Here is an 18882-nt window from a genome sequence, read left to right as displayed (position 1 = left end):
CGATGTGAGGAGATGCGATGGCGCGCCGCACCGGCAGGCCCTCCTACCTGTCCGACAACGCCGACGAGCGTCGTCGCCGCACCGTCCGGGCCGTGGCGGTCACCGGGGCGATCGCACTCGTCACCGCCCTGTTGGGTGGGCTGATCGGCTACCAGGTGGGCCGACCGGACGCCACCGAGGCGTCCATCGCGAGCATCAAAGAGGCAGACGCGAAGCGGGACGCGCAGCAGATCGTCGAGCTGACCGAGACGGCCCGCCGCGTCAGTGCCCAGATCGCCCCCATCCTGACCACCCTCAAGACGGACACGGCAGCCGGGCGGGCACCGGATCCGGCGCAGGCCCGGCAGTGGCAGGAGAGCATGCGGGAAGCCGCCAAGCCGTTCGCCGACCCGCCCTCCGGGAGCACCGCCACGAACGTGGCGCGAGGCGGGCTGCGCGGGGCGATCCAACAGGCCGGCCTGGCCGTCGACTCCTACGCGCTCGCCGCCAGCGTGCCGGCGGCACAACGTGCGGCCCTGCTGGACCTCACCGCGCGCCAGGCGGCCGAGGCCGTGACGAGTTGGTCGGTCGCCGCGACCCAGCTCGACCAGGTCAGCATCGACGCCGGCCATGGCCATCAACACGTGTTCCTCACCACAGACCACGAGGGATCGGCCTTCACCCCGGACGGGGAGGCCGAGGGCACCGGCGGTTGAGCGCTCAATGCTGCGCGGTGTCGGGTTTGCCGACGCGTGCCGGCGGACCGCCCCGCAGGGACAGCGGCAGCGTGACCTGGGAGCGACCCGCCGGGATCGGGTACGGTCGCTTATCGCAAAGTCTATGAACCAGATTGGCTTTCTATGCGATGGAAGCCGAACCGGAGGGACACAGCCGTGAGGTTCCACAGCGTCGCCCGTCAGGCCGGTCTCGTCGTGGCCGTCGCCGCCCTCGCGCTGGGCGCGGGGTGCGCCAAGAAGGACGACAGCGAGGTCCAGGCGAGCGGCGTCAAGCTGGTCGAGGCGGGCAAGCTGACCGTCTGCACCCACCTGCCGTACCCGCCGTTCCAGTCGAAGGACGCCAGCGGCACGGTGACCGGCTTCGACGTCGAGATCATGGACCTGGTGGCCAAGGACCTGGGTGTCCAGCAGACGATCATCGACACCCCGTTCGAGGGGATCAAGTCCGGTCAGGACCTGAACACCGGCAAGTGCGACGCGGCCGCCGCCGGCATGACGATCACCGCGGAGCGGCAGAAGGTGATGAACTTCTCCGACCCGTACTTCGACGCCACCCAGGCGATGCTGGTGAAGACCGGCAAGTCGTACAAGACGCTTGACGACCTGCGGGGCAGGAAGCTCGGCGTCCAGGCGGCCACCACCGGTCGTGACTACGCCAAGAAGTTCGAGGCGGAGAAGGGCCTCAAGCTCGTCGAGTTCGAGGATCTCGCCGCCCAGCAGCAGGCCGTCGCCAACGGCCAGGTCGAGGCGGCCATCAACGACCTGCCGGTCTGGAGCGAGTACCTGAAGAAGAACCCGGGCGGGTTCCAGGTCGCCGCCGAGTTCGACACCGGCGAGCAGTACGGCTTCTCCGTGAAGAAGGACGGCAACCCGGAACTGCTCAAGAAGATCAACGAGGCGCTGGCCAAGGCCAAGCAGGACGGCACCTACGACAAGATCTACGAGAAGTGGATCGGCAAGCGGCCGAGTGCCTGAGCCGCAAGGCGGCCGAGCGCCTGAGCGCCTGAGCCGCAGCGCAGTACCGGAGGGCGCGCGTCCCGCGCGCCCTCCGTGTCGGTTACCTCCGGGAAGGCAACGAGCGAACGTGAAGCTGCGACGCCGCCAGCGGGAGCGGTTGTTCCTCGGGCTCCAGTACCTGGTCTTCATCGCCGTCATCGCCGCAGTGCTCTTCGCCGCGGACTGGGACAGGCTGGCCGACGCGTTCTTCCGCGTCGACATCATCAGGTCGATGTTCCCGACGATCATCACCGTCGCGCTGCGCAACACCGTCCTCTACACGCTTGGCGCGTTCGCCTTCGGCCTCGTGTTCGGCACCGTCCTCGCGCTGATGCGGCTGTCCCGGGTGGCGCCGTACCGCTGGCTGGCGACGGCGTACATCGAGCTTTTCCGGGGTCTGCCCGCGCTGCTGGTGCTCTTCCTCGTCGGGTACGGCATCCCCATCGCGTTCCCGGAGCGGGAGATCCCGGGCGGGGTGTTCGGCTCGATCGCGATCGGTCTCGGGTTGACCGCCGCCGCGTACATGGCGGAGACCATCCGGGCCGGCATCCAGGCCGTCCCGAAGGGGCAGATGGAGGCGGCCCGCACCCTCGGCATGTCGCACTTCACCGCCATGCGCACGATCGTCATCCCGCAGGCGTTCCGGATCGTGATCCCGCCGTTGACGAACGAACTCATCCTGCTCACCAAGGACTCGTCGCTGGCGTACGTGCTGGGTGTGACGGCGCAGACGATCGAGGTCACCAAGTTCGGCCGGGACATGCTGAACGACCGGGTGAACGCCACCCCGTTGCTGGTGGCCGGTCTCGCGTACCTGATCATCACCCTGCCCCTGTCCCAGGTGGTACGCCGCCTCGAACTCCGCTACGCCAAGGCCCGGTGACCCGCATGACGAGCACTGCACCCCGCCCGGCCGTCGAGATCCGCGACCTGCACAAGTCCTTCGGGCCGATCGAGGTACTCAAGGGCATCGACTTCGAGGTCGGCCAGGGTGAGGTGGTCTGCGTGATCGGGCCGTCCGGGTCCGGCAAGTCGACGCTGCTGCGCTGTGTCGACCTGTTGGAGCAGCCCACGGCCGGCAGGATCTGGGTCAACGGCGTCGAGATGACCGACCCGGACGTCGAGATCGACGCGGTCCGTCGCGGCATCGGCATGGTCTTCCAGTCGTTCAACCTGTTTCCGCACCTGACCGTGCTGAACAACCTCACCATCGCCCAGCGTCGGGTGCTGCGGCGCGGCCGGGCGGAGGCCGAGCGCGTCGCCCGGGCCAACCTGGACCGTGTCGGGCTGACCGACAAGGCCGACGCGTTCCCGGCGCAACTCTCCGGTGGGCAGCAGCAGCGGGCGGCTATCGCCAGGTCGCTGTCGATGGAGCCGAAGCTGATGCTCTTCGACGAGCCGACCTCCGCGCTCGACCCGGAGTTGGTCGGTGACGTGCTCACCGTCATGCGCAAGCTGGCCGAGGACGGCATGACGATGATGGTGGTGACGCACGAGATGGCGTTCGCCCGCGACGTCGCCGACCGGGTGGTGTTCATGGACGGGGGCGTGGTGGTCGAGCAGGGGCCGCCGCAGGAGGTGCTCGGCAACCCGCGGCACGAACGGACCCGGGCGTTCCTCTCCCGGGTCCTCGACCCGACCCGTGTCGCCCCACTCGGTCAGCCCGAGCGGTCGCCGGAGCCGCCAGCGGCGCCGAGCCTGCCGGCCGACGACCGCCACCGCCTCTGACGACCTCTCCCGTACGTCTGCCCGCCGGGCTGCCTCATCGAGGCAGCCCGGCGTTGTGCGCTGCGGGCGGGTTCGTGTCAGGATCATGTCAATCGACGGACGTCGTAATGTCAAGGTAATCTTTTTGCAACCAGACCTGGACTTTTGTCGATGGACTACATAAGTTGCAGACATCCACCGAAAGCTCTGAGTCTTCCGAGCAAAGTCCGCGACGAGCCTCACCTCAGTCGTGCTGCCGCCCTGTGTTCGGGGGTCGTCGCACCCTGCCCTCGTCGCGTCTTCGCCCGGTCGGGAACGGAGACCCATGGACGAGCACGTCGTTGGCCCCCCACGCCAACTGTCCCGCAGATCCCTGATCGCCACCGGGGCGCTCGCCGCCGGTGCGCTGGGGGCGGCCACTCCCGCGATCGGCACCGCGTTCGGCGGCACCCCCGCGCAGGCCGCCGCCGGCGTCACGAAGAAGGTCACCATCTACGCCGAGCAGTTGCCCGGCGGCCTGTTCGGCTACGGCCTGGCACCCGGCCAGGCCACCGTGCCGGGCCCGCTCCTGGAGATGTACGAGGGTGACACCCTGGAGATCACCCTGGTCAACACCACAAGCCAGCGGCTCTCCATCCATCCGCACGGGGTGGACTACAGCACCGAGTCGGACGGCAGCCCGTTGAACGCCTCGTTCAACAACCCGGGCGAGACGCGGACGTACGTCTGGCGCTCGCGGGAGATGGTGGCCGCGGCGGGCCGCCGCTACATGCCGGGCAGCGCCGGCTACTGGCACTACCACGACCACGCGATGGGCACCGACCACGGCACCGCCGGGGTGGCCAAGGGGCTGTACGGCGCGCTCGTCGTCCGCCGCCGGGGCGACATCCTGCCGGAGAAGCAGTTCACCGTCGTGTTCCACGACATGGCGATCAACAACCGGATGGCATCGGAGACGCCCATGTTCGAGGCGAATCTGGGTCAACGGGTGGAGTGGATCGCCATCGGGCACGGCAACCTGTTCCACACCTTCCACCTGCACGCCCACCGCTGGGCGGACAACCGCACCGGAATGCTGGAGGGGCCGAGCGACCCGAGCCTGGTCATCGACAACAAGGACCTCAACCCGGGCAGCTCGTTCGGCTTCCAGGTGCTGGCCGGCGAGGGCGTCGGACCCGGGGCCTGGATGTACCACTGCCACGTGCAGAACCACTCCGACGGCGGCATGGCCGGGATCTTCCTGGTGCGCAACGCCGACGGCAGCATGCCACCGGGCGCCGAGGAGGCGATCCACCGGTTCCAGGGCCACACCCACACGCACGCAGGCTGACCCAACCGAAAGTGGGGACGGGGATGACCAGACAACCACGACGAGCCCTTGCCGCGATGGCGGCCTTCGCGGCACTGATCCCGGCATCGACGGCGGCAGCCGCACCGGGATCGGCAGCGGCGCCACGCCCGGCAGCCGCACCGGCGGCGCAGGCGCAGAAGACCGCGGTCCTCGTGTTCCACGGGCCGGTGGCCGAGCAGCAGGACCCGGTGTCGCGCGCGGTGGACACCATCAAACAGCTTGGTGCCGGTCATGACATCGATGTCACGGCCACCACGGACCCGGGCGTGTTCACCACGGCCGGGCTGTCCGCGTACCGCAGCGTGGTGTTTCTCTCCGCGACGGGCGCCGCGCTCAACCGCGACCAGGAGTCGGCGCTCCAGAGCTACCTGAAGGCCGGCGGCGGCTTCGTCGGCATCGCCGACGCCGCCCGCGCCCAGGTCGACTCGGCCTGGTTCACCGGCCTGATCGGCACCCGTCCGGCGGGCGCCATCCCGGTGGCCGAGCCGGTGGCCGCGGTGACCGCCAGCGGCGAGAACCCGCCGACCGAGACCAAGGAGAAGCTGACCGACGGCGACGCCAACACCAAGTGGCTGGTCCGCACCCCGACCGCGTGGGTGGCCTACCAACTGGCCGCACCCAAGCGGATCACCGGGTACGCGCTGACGTCGGCCAACGACTTCGTCGGGCGGGACCCGAAGGACTGGACCCTGCAGGGCTCCAACGACGGGCAGAGCTGGTCCGATCTGGACCGGCGCACCAACCAGACCTTCGCCGAGCGGTTCCAGACCCGCCGGTTCGACATCGCCACGCCGCAGGAGTTCACCCGCTACCGGCTGAACATCACCGCCAACAGTGGTGAGCCGCTGATCCAGCTCGCCGACCTGCGCCTGTTCACCGGCACGGCCACCGCGCCGCCGCCGACCCCCGTGAACCGGGCGGTGGTCGACATCCTGGACCGCAAACACCCGGCCACGGCGTCGCTGCCCCTGACGATCACCCGCTCCGACCGCTGGGACAACTGGGACCCGAACCCGATCGGCAGCGTGCACACGCTCGCCCAGGTCGAGGAACGGCACTACGACCCGGGGCCGGGTGCCAACGGCCCGTTCCACCCGGTGTCCTGGTGCCGGGACTACGACGGCGGCCGATCGTTCTACACCGGCATGGGCCACACCGAGGGCAGCTACGGTGAGGAGGCGTTCCGCGCCCACCTCGTCGGGGCCCTCAACTGGACCACCGGCCGCGTACGCGGCGACTGCCAGGCCACGATCGCCGCGAACTACAGGGTGGAGCGACTCACCGCGGCCAACCAGACCGGGCAGTTGGACCAGATCGGCGAACCGCACGGGCTGACCATCGCGCCGGACGGCACCGTCTTCTACGTCGGCAAGGCGGCCTGCCCGAGCGGCCCGATCGCGGACTGGACCGACCCGAACGTCGGCCTGGGCTGCGGCACCATCCACTCCTGGGACCCGCGCACCAAACAGGTCAAACTGCTCACCACCCTGGAGGTGATGGGCAACCGGGGCAGCGGCTCCGAGTTGGTGAAGAACGAGGAGGGCCTGCTCGGCATCGTGCCCGACCCGAAGTTCGCCGAGAACGGCTGGCTCTACGTCTACTGGATGCCGCACGAGTCGATCGACCGGGTCCAGCGGGTCGGGCAGCGGACCGTCTCCCGGTTCACCTACGACCGCGCGACCCAGACCATCGACCAGGCCACCCGCAAGGACCTGCTGAAGTTCCCGGTGCAGATCCACAGCTGCTGCCACGCCGGCGGCGGGATGGCGTTCGACGCCAAGGGCAACCTCTACGTCGGCTCCGGCGACAACAACTCCTCCGAGGGGTCGCAGGGCTACTCCGGTAACAACTGGACCGAGGAGTACCAGGGCATCTCCTTCCAGGACGCCCGCCGCACTTCGGGCAACACCAACGACCTCGCCGGCAAGATCATCCGGATTCACCCGGAGGCGGACGGGACGTACACCATCCCGGAGGGCAACCTCTTCCCGCCCGGCACCGAGAAGACCCGGCCGGAGATCTACGTGATGGGCGTGCGCAACATCGCCCGGTTGCAGATCGACCCGGAGCACCAGTGGCTGACCGCCGGCTGGGTCGGCCCGGACGCCTCGTCGCCCAGCCCCACGCTGGGCCCGGCCAAGTACGAGACCGCCACCATCATCACCTCCGCCGGCAACCAGGGCTGGCCGTACTGCATGGGCAACCGGCAGCCGTACCGGGACCGCAGCAGCACCGACGCGAGCGTGCTGACCGGCTGGTACGACTGCGACAACCTGAAGAACACCTCCCCGCGTAACACCGGGCTGGTGGACATCCCGGCGGCCCGGGACAACATGATCTGGTATTCGCCGGACGGCGGCGGCCCGGTCTTCCCGAAGCGCACCGACGGCAGCGACCTGCCCACCTACGTCGCGGCCGACGCCACCTACACCCAGCCGTACCTGCGCGGCGGCGGGCAGGCCATCATGTCCGGCCCGACCTACCACCGCGACCGGGTCGACCCGAACAGCACGGTGGCCTGGCCGGCGTACTGGGACGAGAAGTGGTTCATCGGTGACCAGTCGAACGCCGCCAACCGGGTCGCGGTCACCGTCGATGAGGCCGGGGTGCCGACGGCGACCCCACCGGTCTACGCCGAGACGCTGCGCGCCATCATCCCCAGCGGCAACGGCGACACCCGGCTACAGAGCTGGATGGACGCCAAGTTCGGCCCGGACGGCGCGCTGTACCTGCTGGACTACGGAGGCGGGTTCTTCAGCCTGCACCCCAACCAGAAGCTCATCCGGATCACCTACACCGGCGGCGCACCCACCCCGGCACCTGCGGCGAACGCCATCGCCGTGCAGAACAAGCCCTTGACCATCGCCTTCGACGGCGCGCGTTCCGGCGGCGTCAGCCACCGGTGGGAGTTCGGCGACGGTGCCACGTCGACCGAGGTGAACCCCCGGCACGCGTACGCCAAGGTCGGCACCTACACCGCGAAGCTCACCGTCACGTACGCCGACGGGGAGACGGCCACGGTGCAGACGACTGTCACGGTGGGCTGCGCGGTGCCGGACGACCGGCCGAACGTGTGGCTCGGCGACACGGACACCGGCGTGCCCAGCCGTACGGTCGGGCAGGGCTGCACGGTCAACGACCTGATCGACGACGAGAGCACCTGGGCCGACCACAACAGCTTCGTCCGGCACGTGACAGCGGTGACCCGCGCGTTGCAGGACGACGGTCTGCTCAACGCCCGGGAGACCGGCACCCTGACCCGGCTGGCTGCCGCGTCCGAGATCGGGCGCACCGGCCACACCGGGTACGAGCCGCTCTTCGACGGCACCGCCGAGTCGCTGCTCGGCTGGCAGCAGGCGCCCACGGGATCCTTCAGCGTCCAGCCGGACGGTGCGCTGCGCTCCAGCGGCGGCCTGGGCATGCTCTGGCACACCAGGGAACTCGGCGACTTCTCGCTGCGGCTCCAGTTCAAGGACATCGCCCCCGGCACCGGCCGGGCCAACACCGGTGTCTTCATCCGCTTCCCGGACCTGCGAACCCCGCTGGACCAGCGACCGGAGGGTAGCTGCGGCACCGTCGGATCGGCCCGGACCTCGCCGGCCTGGATGGCGATCTACTGTGGACACGAGATCCAGATCTACGACGGTGAGACCGGGGAGCCGCAGAAGACCGGCTCGGTCTACAACTTCGACCCTGTGCCGCTCGCCCAGGCCGGCGTCACCCCGAAGAACGAGTGGAACGACTACGAGATCCGCGTGGTCGGCCAGCACTACACGATGATCCGCAACGGCGTGGTGATCAACGAGTTCGACAACACGCCGGGCAAGCAGTCCTCCCGTGCCGGCGATCCGCCGACCGACCTGCGGCAGTTCCTGCGCGGCTTCATCGGTCTGCAAAACCACGGTGACAACGACCTGGCCGAGTTCCGCAACATCCGCGTGCGGGAACTCTAGGAGAAACGATGACCCGACGACTCACTGCCGCGCTGTCGGCGCTGCTGCTCACGGTCCTCCCGTTTGCCGCGAAGCCCGCCTCCGCCGCCCCCCGCGTCGCCGCGGACCAGGTGTTGACCTGGACCGCCGACGACAACACCACCCGCTACAAGTCCGCCCCCACCCAGGCGGTGGCCGGCGCCACCACGATTATCTGGGAGAACAGCGCGGCCACCGGCAACACCACCGGGATGCCGCACACGCTGACCTTCGACACCAGCACCGAGGGCTACAACCACGACGTCACGCTCAACATCCTGGCCAACCCGTTCGACGCCAACGACGGCCGCCACCAGGCGACGGTGAATCTGACCCCGGGTCGGTACCGCTACTTCTGCTCCATCCCGGGGCACAGCCAGATGGTCGGCGAACTCGTCGTCACCGACGGCGGGGGTGGCGGTGACACCACACCGCCGACTGTCGACGCCACCGTCTCCGGTAACCGCGATGCCGACGGCAACTACCTCGGCGTGGCCACGGTGACCGTCACGGCCACCGACGCCGACTCCGGTGTGCAGACCGTCGAATACCAGGTCGACGACACCAGCTTCCAGCCGTACACCCAACCGGTGCAGGTCGGCGCGGTCGGCGACCACTCGGTCCAGTTCCGCGCCACCGACCAGGCCGGCAACACCAGCACGGTCGGCTCGGTGTCGTTCCGCATCGTCGAGCCGACCGAGGCGGACACCACCGCGCCGGTGGTCACGGCCACGCCGGCCGGCGAGCAGGACGGCGACGGCAACTACATCGGTACGGCCACCGTCACGCTGGCCGCCACCGATGCCGGGTCCGGCGTCGCCACCATCGAGTACGCGCTGGACGGAGGCGCCTTCACCGCGTACACGAACCCGGTCGTCGTGACCTCGGTGGGCATGCACATGCTGCACTACCGGGCGACCGACGTCGCGGGGAACACGTCGGCCGAGCAGATGGCCCACTTCACCATCGTGCAGCCGCAGGCCGAGGACACCACCCCACCCACCGTCGCCGCCACGGTGGCCGGTGAGCGGAACGACGGCGGCGCGTACGTCGGCGGCGCGACGGTCACCGTCACCGCGACCGACGACGGCTCGGGCGTGGCGTCGATCGAGTACGCACTCGACACCGGTGGCTGGACCGCGTACGCCAGCCCGGTCGCCGTCCGGACCCTCGGCGCGCACACCCTGCGGTACCGGGCCACCGACACCGCGGGGAACGCCTCCACCGAGCAGTCCACGACGTTCACGGTGGTCGCCGACGGCACCGACGGCTGCCCCGCGTCGGACACCCGGGCCACGGTGATCATCGACGGTGACGACACCGGAGTGGCGAACGTCGACACCGGCGACGGCTGCACCGTCAACGATCTGATCGACGAACACGCCGACTACCCCGGCCACGCCGCGTTCGTCCGGCACGTCGAGGCGGTCACCGCCGCGCTCGTGACCGGCGGCACGCTCAACCGGCGGCAGCAGGGCGCCATCGTCCGGGCCGCGGCCCGATCGGACGTCGGCGCATGAGTCCTCGAACCTCACCCACAGGGAGTACAACGATGCCCCGACGTACCGTCGCCAAGCTCGCCACCGTGAGCGCCGTCGTCGCCGCCTCGGTGTTCGCGGTGGCGCCCACCGCACACGCCGACCTGGTCACCCACTGCATCGGCACCGGCGGTGCCGTGACCGTGCCCAACGACCTGCTCGTACCGGCCGGCGAGTCCTGCGCGCTGACCGGCACCACGATCACCGGCAACGTCACGGTCGCGGCCGGCGCCAACCTGGTGGTCGCCGGTGGCCGGATCAGCGGTGAGGTACGCGTCGCCGCAGACGGCTACCTCGACGCCACCGAGACGAGCGTCGACGGCCAGGTGGTGCTGGCCGCCGGTGGGTACGGCATCTACTTCAAGGACGCCCGCAGCGGCAACGTGACGGTGCGCCCGAAGGGCACCGCGACGATCGACAGCTTCCTGTTCGTGGAGCAGTCGACGATCGCCGGGACCGTCACCGTCGGCGCCGGTGAGGTCCGGATCGACCGCGGCACCCAGGTGCAACGCAACGTCAGCAGCACCGGCACCTACTACACCGACGTGCACGACTCGTTCGTCGACGGCACGCTGTCGGTGCTGAACAGCGCCACCGGCAGCGTGGTGTGCGGCAGCGCGGTGCGGGGTCGGGCCACCTTCGCCGGCAACCTGGGTGGTGTGCAACTCGGCCCGAACGGCGGCCTCGACAGTTGCGCCTCCGGTGGCTACTGGGGCGCGGACGTCAGCGTCACCAGCACCACGGGTGGTGTCACCGTCGACGACAACATCATCAACGGTGGGTTGACCGTCACGTCCAACGATCCGGCCGCCCAGGTGGCCGCGAACAACCGGATCCGTGGCGGCGTGACCGGCGAGCAGGCGGCTGCGACCACCAACCGGGCGGCGCGGGTGGCCGCTCCGGACCGGGAGGATGCCGGCGATCAGCGGGCCGAGACCCGGCGCAGCTCGGCCGTCCAGGAGGCCACCGCGGCCGGCGACGCCCGGCTCTAACCCGTTGCTGCCGGGCCGGACGCCAACCGGCGTCCGGCCCGGCTCATCCGGTGGGCTGGCCCGTCGCGGGCACCGACCATTCGACGGTGACCGCGAAGTTGGCCTCCGTGGCTGTGCGGGCGACGACTACGCCTGCCTCCGCCGTCAGCTTGATGCCGAACTCGACGGTGACCCGGTCTGGTGTCTTGGCCATGCTGCGGACGCTGTCCAGGACCGCCTCGGCCGCCGGGCGGACCCGGGCGAGAGCCTGCTGGAGCGTCTCGCCGGCATCACGAACGAGCCCGCCGGGCCGACCGACCCGCTCGATGCCGGTCCGTTCGTCGGAGACTTCGATCAGCACCGTCTCGCCTCCGTCGACCGGCATCGCCACGACGTCCGTCATCCTGCAACTCCTTCGGGGTAGGTGAGTAGAGTGTGCGACTCATCCGCACGCGGGCCCGGTGGTGCCGTTGTGCCGTCTGATCACGTCCCGGGCGAGCCCGTCGTAGGGCCGCTCGTTGAGGGCACACAGGTGCTCGATCCACCGTTCGGGCTGCAACGGCAACGAGCGGGTCTGCCCAGGGCCGGACATCGACAGTTGGTCACCGACCAGGGACCATTGGGTCACCGGGGCGGTCAGTGTCAATGCACCCAGCAACTTTCCGGTCCGGTCGTCCCAGAGCCGGGCACTCGATCTGGAGTCCGTGGCCAGCGTGAGCAGCCTGCCGCTTGGGGTGAAGCCGAGCACCACGTCGACAGCATCGGTGGGAACGGGTTGACCCTCGGCTTGGCTCTCGTCCACGTTCCAGATCTCGACCCGCCCGTTCGTCGCGCGGACCGCGAGGCGGGACCCGGACACGTCGAAGGCGAGCGCGCCCGGCCGTGGCTGCACATCGGCCTCGAAGGTCGCGATCGCTCGCCGTTGGCCGATGCTCCAGATCTCCACGTGCCCACTGGGCTGGGTGACGGCGACGTCGCCCCGGTGACCTGGTCTCGGCATCGGGTTCATGACCGCCAGCAGGGCCGAACGCTGCTGCCCGCCGAGATCGGCCCGCAGCGGCAGGGGAGGGTCCGTCATCGCACCGGTCCCGAGCTCCCACCGAGTGAGCACACCGGCGTGCAACACGATCACTCGGCCGTCGTCGTCCGGTGTCACCGAGCTGGCCCAGGAGGACATCCCGCTCCCACCGGGAGGCTTCCCGATCTCGGGCTGGACCGGTAGGCGCATCCGGTGCTCAATCGCCAGTCCGGGAATCGAGTAGGCGACCAGCTCGTCACCCTGGACGGTCAGAAATCGGGCGCTGTCGCGGGTGAAGGCGTACCAGCGGCCCTTGAAGGACATCTTGGAATCCGTTGTCGGTGGCGTGCCGGTGGTGCTCCCGATCGTCCGCCGCGTGCCCACGTCCACCAGCTCGATCCGGCCGGTGTTGCCGTTGATCGCCACCTCCCAGCGGTCATCGGGGCTGGCCATCGCCACCGATCCGAGGGGCCGATCCTCCGCAGGTTTCGGCTCTCCGGTGCCCGGCGGCTGCGGTGCGGCCGCCGCCAGCCGGTAACCCTGGTTTCGATGGCCGAGCAGGGCGGTGAGACGGCCGTCCGATCCGGCGAACAGAACGACGCGGTTTGGCTGCAGCGGCGATTCAGGGTCGAGGGGCGGCGTGGTGAAGCGGTGGGCCTGGCCGGTACGGAGATCGGTGACGGTGATTTCGGAGTTCGAGTCGGTGTCTCTCGACGAGCTGGCGGAGACCAGGTACGGCGGACCATCGGGGGTCAGGATCGACGCACACGACGTGGTCGCGATCGTCCGCAGAGGTGCTCCGGTCGCCGCATCGATGACCTGCACCTGGGCCAGGTACGGGCTCAGGCCAATGGGGTTGACTCGTTCGCAGCGGGTCAGGAACTCGCCGTTGCCGACCGGCTTCGGCTGCTCCGAGTCCGGTACGGGCAGGGACCATACCCCCCGTCCGCTGTCGAGCTGGTGCAGGCGCGCGACCCCGTATCCGGCGACGAGCAGGGTGTCAGGTCGAGGACCGAACGACACCGAGGTGAGGGTGCCGCCGGAATGCTTCGGAGTCGTCACTCGGACGGGCTGGCCGTCCGCGACGCCCCAGACCTGGATCCGCGACTCCGAACTCTCCCGCTGGGACCACACCATGAGCCGGCTGCCGTCGCCGGAGAACGACACCGACTGCCGCTGCCCGTTGACGGTCAGGTCGTCGCGTGTCGTCTCCGGAGCGAGATCGACCGGCCCGCTGCGCTGCGCGATGTCCCACAGGGCGACTCCGCCGAGGCCGTTGGCGTAGCCGAGGTGACGGCCGGACGGGCTGAGCGCGAACGTGCCGCCCGGCCGGGTGCGCCCACCATTCGGCAGCCGCCATTGCTGGGGATTTTCGCCGTTCATGCCGGTCCACACCGAGGGCAGCCCGGCCGTGTTCACGAAGACCACGACCGACCCGTCCGGGCTCGCGAGGATCTTGTCCAGGTCACCCGTCCACGCGTCCCGATAGACCTGCTCTACGAACTGCAGGGCGGCGTACCAGGTGAAGGTCGCGCCCGACGCCTCCGCCGTCTGGTCGTGGTGCCACGCGGCCTGTGCCAGTTGCAGCGACGCGCGTGGGTCGGTGCCGCGCAGCCGGTTGGCCTCGTCGGCCAGCGCCCGGGACGCCGCGGTACGCAGGCGCGCGTCGGCCTGCGCCGTCTGCCGGGCGGCGATCACCGCAAGACCGGTGGCGACCAGGGCCAGGGCCGAGATCACGGCCACAGTCGAACGGAGGATCCACCTCCTTCGTCGTTTTCCGGCCTGGCTCGAGCGGATGTAGACATGCTCGGCGGGCCCGATGTCCTCGGGGTGGTCCCGCTGCCATCGGTCCGCGGTGACCAGCGCGACACCGCGCAGTAGGCCACCGGTGTCCCGGCCGGTGGCCTCCCAGCCGACGAGGCTGACCCGCAGGCCCTCCTGCCAGCTGCGGAAGTCCCGCTCCCGAGTCAGCCACTCCCGCAGCCTCGGCCACTGCCGCACCAGCGCCTGGTGGGCGAGGTCGGCAACCTCGGCACCATCGGCGGCTCTGCTGACCACGACGAGTCGGCTGGCCACGAGTCGCCCGAGCACCGGCCGGAGGTCGTCGTTCAGGTCGGCGAGCCGGACCGGCCGACGCAGGAAGTCCCCGTTGCCCTCGGGGCGGGCCAGTTGGGTGAAGAGCCGACGGGCGGCCGGACGCTCCGGAACCGGCAGCGTGTCGTACACGTCGTCGGCGTACCTGGCCAGCGCGCCGGACACGCCACCCAGACCCTCGTACGCGCCATGTGTCACGGTCCTGGTGCTGCGACGTTGCCAGAGTTGCGCCAGCGTGAACTGCACCAGCGGCAGCTGACCGGGCTCGGTGCCGGTGTCGTCGATGATCCGGTTCACCAGCCCGGGCTCGAAGTCGACGTCGGCGGCGGTGACCACCTCGTGCAACTGCGCCCGACTCATCGGCGGGACCAACACCATTCCCATCGCGGCGGCCTGCGCGGTCTCCTCGGTGACCAGCAGGTCCAGCGAGCCCGACCGCATGGTGAGGACAGCGTGCAGCCTCGGGGTGCCGTCCGCCCGATGGAGAGCGAGGCGGAGCAGCTCGTGCAGGAGCCGCCACAGCCGCTCGGCGTCCTCGGCCGCCAACTCCTCGAACTGGTCGCAGAAGAGCAGCAGACCACCGTCACCGGCCTTCTCGACCAGACGGCTGGCGAGCCAGGGCAGTGTCCGAGTCGGGGTGGCGTCCAGCCGGTCCGCCAGCGCTTCGGCCGCGTCGCGCTGATCCACCTCGCCAAGGGTGGGATCGAGGACACCGATGGTGGCGTTGGCGAGCAGTGCGGTGGCCCGGGCACCCGGCAGCGGGCGGAAGGTGGTGACCAGCATGCCGCGGCGGCGTAGCTGCGGCGTCAGCCCGGCGTACACCAGGGAGGACTTCCCACTGCCGGACGGTCCGACGAGGGTCACCAGGGGATGCCGCTCGACCTGTGTGATCAGCCGATCGGTCAGCGCCTCCCGACCACGGAAGTACGTCGCATGCTCCTCGTGGAACGGCTCCAAACCGCGGTAGGGCGAGGTCTCGGTCGGGTCCGGCGCGGCGATGTCCGGATGGGCCTCGACCAGGGTCCGGACGGGTATCAGGTACGCCGTGGTGTTGCCGGGTTCGGCCGCCACCACCATGCCGATGATCCCGCCCGCCGTCGGGCTCCACACCGGCGATCCGCTGAACCCCGCGCCGATCCCGCGTTGGTGTGGCGGGGACTCGACCTGTAGCCAGCCGGCTCCCTGCCGGGCTCGCAGCTCGGCTTCGACCCACACGCCGTACTCCTCGTGGAGATCCGCGGGGAAACCGAACACGCGGACCTTGTCCCCCCAGGCCGACTCGCTCAGGGTGAGGCGGGCCGGGTGGGTTCCTGCCGGCGGCGGCCGATCCAGTCGCAGTACGGCGGTGTCGCCGCTGCCGTCGAGTCGCGCGGGCCACCAACCCACCACCACCGCCTGGAACGCGGCCACCGGCGCCTCGCCGACGATCAGTGGGAACTCGACGAGGACGGCGTCCGTCGGCGCCTCGCCGTCGTAGTGGTCAATCCCCAACGCCGCGCTGACGACATGGGCGCAGGTGACGACGAGATCGGCTGTCACGAGAAACGCGGTGCCGACCACCTGGCCGGAGCGCCCTCGCAGGCGTCCGAGCGCGGCGGCCGGCGAAATGCCCTCGGCCATGAAACCTCTGTGTGTCGGTCCTACAGGCGATCGAAGCAGCAGCTTGTCGGCCATCGATGTGGTCGAATCTTACGTACCCGGGTGCCTGCCTGGCGGACGGATTGTCCGACGGATCCGCGTGGGTGGCGAGTGCCGGAACGACGACGGCGGCGGACGGTCAGCCCGGAATTCGGGGTGAACCGTGCCGCCGCCGCCTGCCGACGTGGTGCCGCGATAACTAGAAGTTACCGGCCGAGTTGCACTTCACGCCCTGGTCGAGGCAGTTGCGCACCCGTGCGGCGAGCGCCTCGTCCTTCCAGGCGTTGAAGAAGTCTGCGTGCATGGAGAACGAGGTGCCGGACGCGAGGGTGATGCCGTCCGTGTTCGCGCTCAGCGGGTAGGAGATCACGAACGACACCGAGGGGACCGGCACCGGGTGGCTCTTCGGGCAGGCTCCGGTGTGGTCACCGTTGGCCATGTGCGCCTTGTGGTCCGGGCTGTCCAGGTGCTTGCCGTCCCAGCAGTCCGGGAAGGTGATCTGCCGGACGATGTTCGCGGTCTTGGCGCAGACCGGGAAGGTCTTGTCGGCGCTGCGGCCGATTTCGCCACCGATGCCGGCGCACCAGAAATGGTTGCCCTGCTTGTCCGGGGTGTCGACCTGATTCTTGGCGTTACCGGTGATCATTCGCAGGCCGAACGGGAAGGGCTGGGTCTTGCTCGGGTCCTTGAGACGCGAACCGTAGTAGACGGTCACCTCCTTCGGGTCCACCACCTTGCCGTTCTGGTACATGGTGGGCACCCAGTAGGCGGACTGGTCGTCCGGGGAGTTGCAGGTGGTCGCCTTCGACGCCCGCAGCGATTCGGCTGTCGAGTTGGCGTCGGTCGACGTGTTGCCCCAGAACGTGTGGTTGTGCGAGGCCCCGACCAGCTTGGGCAGCACGATCGGGTCGTCGCTGTTGTGGTGACTGGTTGTGCAGCCGACGTTGAATTCGGGCACCTTCACCGGGTTGCCGGTCACCGGTTTGGGCTTGCGGGCGAAGAACGCACTCGTCGCGGCGGCCTGCGCGGCCGGATCGATGGTGATCCAGCCGCCGGCCGCGGTCGGCGGGGCGGCGCTCGTCGACGGGGCCGACGGCTTTCCCGAGGCGGACGGGACCACAGAGGCGCTCGGCGTGCCCGGCGTGCCGGCCGCGTCGCCTGGGGCACCGGACGTCGGTGCCTCCGGGCCGGGCGAGCCGATGCCGGCGTCGCTCGATGGACTTGACGCCCCGGGGGTGCCCGGGACCTCCTTGCATCCGCCGGCGAGCGCCACGCTCAGCAGCAACAGGGCGGTGACGGAACGACGTCGTCCAGGGGTGGGTCGCAGATTAGTCAACGGGGGTGCACCTTTCTTCCGAGCGAAGAATACGAGTGCACCCCCGGCCGACTTCCTGCCGAGACGATTAAGTCTCCCTTAAATATCGCTGTGCGATTGCGTGAGCAGCATTGCGGAACCACCCGGCTGTCGTATTAATCTCGTTTCCCGATCTTTTCTCGAAAAACTGTAATCGACCACTCCGCTGGCACTCCACACGGTCGTGTGGCAGACCGTCCCGACGCGGATCGCGCTTCCCGTCCCGTGCGTCGCCGCCTACACCGTTTGCCACCGCTTCCTATCCTCCGGGTCATGGCATACCAGCCGATGATGGTGCCCAGCCTGAAGCCCAACCGGACAGCTCGGACGGTCCTGATCGTCGTCGCCGCGTTGCTGTCGGTGTGCTGCGTGGTCGGCGTCTGCGCCGGATTCTGGATCTACCGCAGCGTCCGGGACAACGTCGAACCGGCCCGGGCCGCCGCCACGGCGTACGCGAACGACATGCAGGCGGGCAACTACCCGGCCGCGTACGGGCGGCTGTGTGCCGCGGTGCGCAAGAACCTGACGCCTGAGGATTTCGCCCGGATCCAGGCTGCGCAGTTGAAGTTCAGCAGTTACGAGATCACCGGCCTGATCGTCAACAACTACAACGGCCGGGTCACCGCGACGGCCACCGTCGAGGTGATTCAGGAGGCCACGGGCGCGCGGTTCACGCAGAACATGGTGCTGGTCGAGGAGGACGACGAGTGGGTCGTCTGCCAGTGACGTCCCGCACTACTGACCGGTCGGCTTGTAGAAGTCGCTCGGGTCGTTGGCCAGGGACGCCTTGACGTACGCGCTCCACTCGTCGGCGAGGACCTCGATCCGGTCGGTCTCGATGCCGTCCAGGGCGACGCGTACGACGTCGGCGGGGTCCATCTTGTCGCCGTCGTAGCTGGCCGACATGTCCGTGTCCGCCATGCCCAGGTGCAGGCCGGTGACGAGGGTCTTCTGGTCGGCGAGTTCCAGCCGGATCCCGTTGGTCAGGCTCCATTGGGCTGCCTTCGCCGCCGCGTAGGCGTTGGCCCCGTGGTAGGAGAACCATGACAACGCCGACAGGACGTTCAGGATCCCCCCGCCGCCATTCGCGCCGAGCACCGGTGCGAACGCCCGCACCATGCTCAGGGTGCCGTAGAAGTGCGTGTCCATCTCGGCCCGGATCTTGCCCAGGTCGCCGGTGACCAGGTTCGTGGAGGTGGAGATCCCGGCGTTGTTGACCAGCAGGGTGACGTCGGAGGCGATGGAAGCCGCCTCCTCGACGGAACGCGGGTCGGTGATGTCCAGCCGCAGCGTCTCGACGCCGGGGATGTCGATGCGCTCCGGGGTGCGGGCGGTGGCGTACACCTTGGTCGCCCCGCGTTCCAGCAGCTGTCCGGCGAAGTGCCGGCCGAGCCCACGGTTGGCGCCGGTGACCAGCGCGATCGAACCGGTGATCTTCATGATTGGTGCCTCCTGGCAGATTCAACGACGTGCCGTACGCGAGCTACGCTAAAACCTGACGCCGACGTGAGAGACAAGGTCGTGTGAC

At 69.6% G+C, this 18882-nt stretch carries 13 protein-coding genes; 9 read left to right on the top strand and 4 right to left on the bottom strand.

Annotated features, from left to right (window positions below):
* Positions 1–17 precede the first annotated feature (17 nt).
* The 8 genes from ACGFIW_RS24240 (at position 18) to ACGFIW_RS24205 (ending at position 11271) form a co-directional block, all read left to right on the top strand.
* Positions 18–695 carry a hypothetical protein gene (locus ACGFIW_RS24240; RefSeq protein ID WP_393319786.1) on the top strand — a complete coding sequence of 226 codons (678 nt, stop codon included), beginning with the start codon at positions 18–20 and terminating at the stop codon, positions 693–695.
* 177 nt (positions 696–872) lie between these two features.
* A complete protein-coding gene (locus ACGFIW_RS24235; RefSeq protein ID WP_393319783.1) occupies positions 873–1691 on the top strand; it encodes a basic amino acid ABC transporter substrate-binding protein in 819 nt (272 codons plus the stop codon).
* A gap of 109 nt (positions 1692–1800) precedes the next feature.
* Positions 1801–2595 (top strand): amino acid ABC transporter permease, encoded by a 795-nt coding sequence (locus ACGFIW_RS24230; protein ID WP_393319780.1) that lies wholly within the window; start codon positions 1801–1803, stop codon positions 2593–2595.
* Positions 2596–2600: 5 nt separating this feature from the next.
* A complete protein-coding gene (locus tag ACGFIW_RS24225) occupies positions 2601–3440 on the top strand; it encodes an amino acid ABC transporter ATP-binding protein (RefSeq protein WP_393319777.1) in 840 nt (279 codons plus the stop codon).
* Positions 3441–3744: 304 nt separating this feature from the next.
* Positions 3745–4749, top strand: a complete 1005-nt coding sequence (locus tag ACGFIW_RS24220) for a multicopper oxidase domain-containing protein (protein ID WP_393319774.1) — start codon at positions 3745–3747, stop codon at positions 4747–4749.
* A 23-nt stretch (positions 4750–4772) separates the two neighbouring features.
* The gene (locus ACGFIW_RS24215) at positions 4773–8723 is read left to right on the top strand and encodes a ThuA domain-containing protein (protein WP_393319771.1); all 3951 of its coding nucleotides are present in this window, start codon (positions 4773–4775) and stop codon (positions 8721–8723) included.
* A gap of 8 nt (positions 8724–8731) precedes the next feature.
* Positions 8732–10261 carry an OmpL47-type beta-barrel domain-containing protein gene (locus ACGFIW_RS24210; RefSeq protein ID WP_393319769.1) on the top strand — a complete coding sequence of 510 codons (1530 nt, stop codon included), beginning with the start codon at positions 8732–8734 and terminating at the stop codon, positions 10259–10261.
* Between the two features lie 32 nt (positions 10262–10293).
* Positions 10294–11271, top strand: coding sequence for a hypothetical protein (locus ACGFIW_RS24205; RefSeq protein ID WP_393319766.1), 978 nt, complete (start codon positions 10294–10296; stop codon positions 11269–11271).
* Positions 11272–11314: 43 nt separating this feature from the next.
* Here the strand turns inward: ACGFIW_RS24205 and ACGFIW_RS24200 are convergent, their stop codons facing one another.
* The 3 genes from ACGFIW_RS24200 to ACGFIW_RS24190 form a co-directional block, all read right to left on the bottom strand.
* Positions 11315–11653: a CU044_2847 family protein gene (locus tag ACGFIW_RS24200; RefSeq protein WP_393319763.1), complete on the bottom strand. Its 339-nt coding sequence runs from the start codon at positions 11651–11653 to the stop codon at positions 11315–11317.
* A gap of 39 nt (positions 11654–11692) precedes the next feature.
* On the bottom strand, positions 11693–15982 hold the full coding sequence (locus ACGFIW_RS24195; protein WP_393319760.1) for a trypsin-like peptidase domain-containing protein: 4290 nt from the start codon (positions 15980–15982) through the stop codon (positions 11693–11695).
* 217 nt (positions 15983–16199) lie between these two features.
* The gene (locus ACGFIW_RS24190; protein WP_393319757.1) at positions 16200–17336 is read right to left on the bottom strand and encodes a DUF1996 domain-containing protein; all 1137 of its coding nucleotides are present in this window, start codon (positions 17334–17336) and stop codon (positions 16200–16202) included.
* A gap of 291 nt (positions 17337–17627) precedes the next feature.
* Between ACGFIW_RS24190 and ACGFIW_RS24185 the strand changes: the two genes are divergently transcribed.
* Entirely contained in the window at positions 17628–18080 is a 453-nt protein-coding gene (locus tag ACGFIW_RS24185; protein ID WP_393319754.1) for a hypothetical protein, read from the top strand.
* A gap of 9 nt (positions 18081–18089) precedes the next feature.
* On the opposite strand, the gene ACGFIW_RS24180 is transcribed toward ACGFIW_RS24185, so the two are convergent.
* Positions 18090–18794, bottom strand: a complete 705-nt coding sequence (locus ACGFIW_RS24180; protein ID WP_393319751.1) for an SDR family oxidoreductase — start codon at positions 18792–18794, stop codon at positions 18090–18092.
* Positions 18795–18882 lie beyond the last annotated feature (88 nt).

This window comes from Micromonospora sp. NPDC048935 (assembly GCF_043197875.1).
Lineage (GTDB): Bacteria > Actinomycetota > Actinomycetes > Mycobacteriales > Micromonosporaceae > Micromonospora.
The sequence above is the reverse complement of the archived record's forward strand: the minus strand, read 5'-3'. Positions and strand labels throughout refer to the sequence as shown.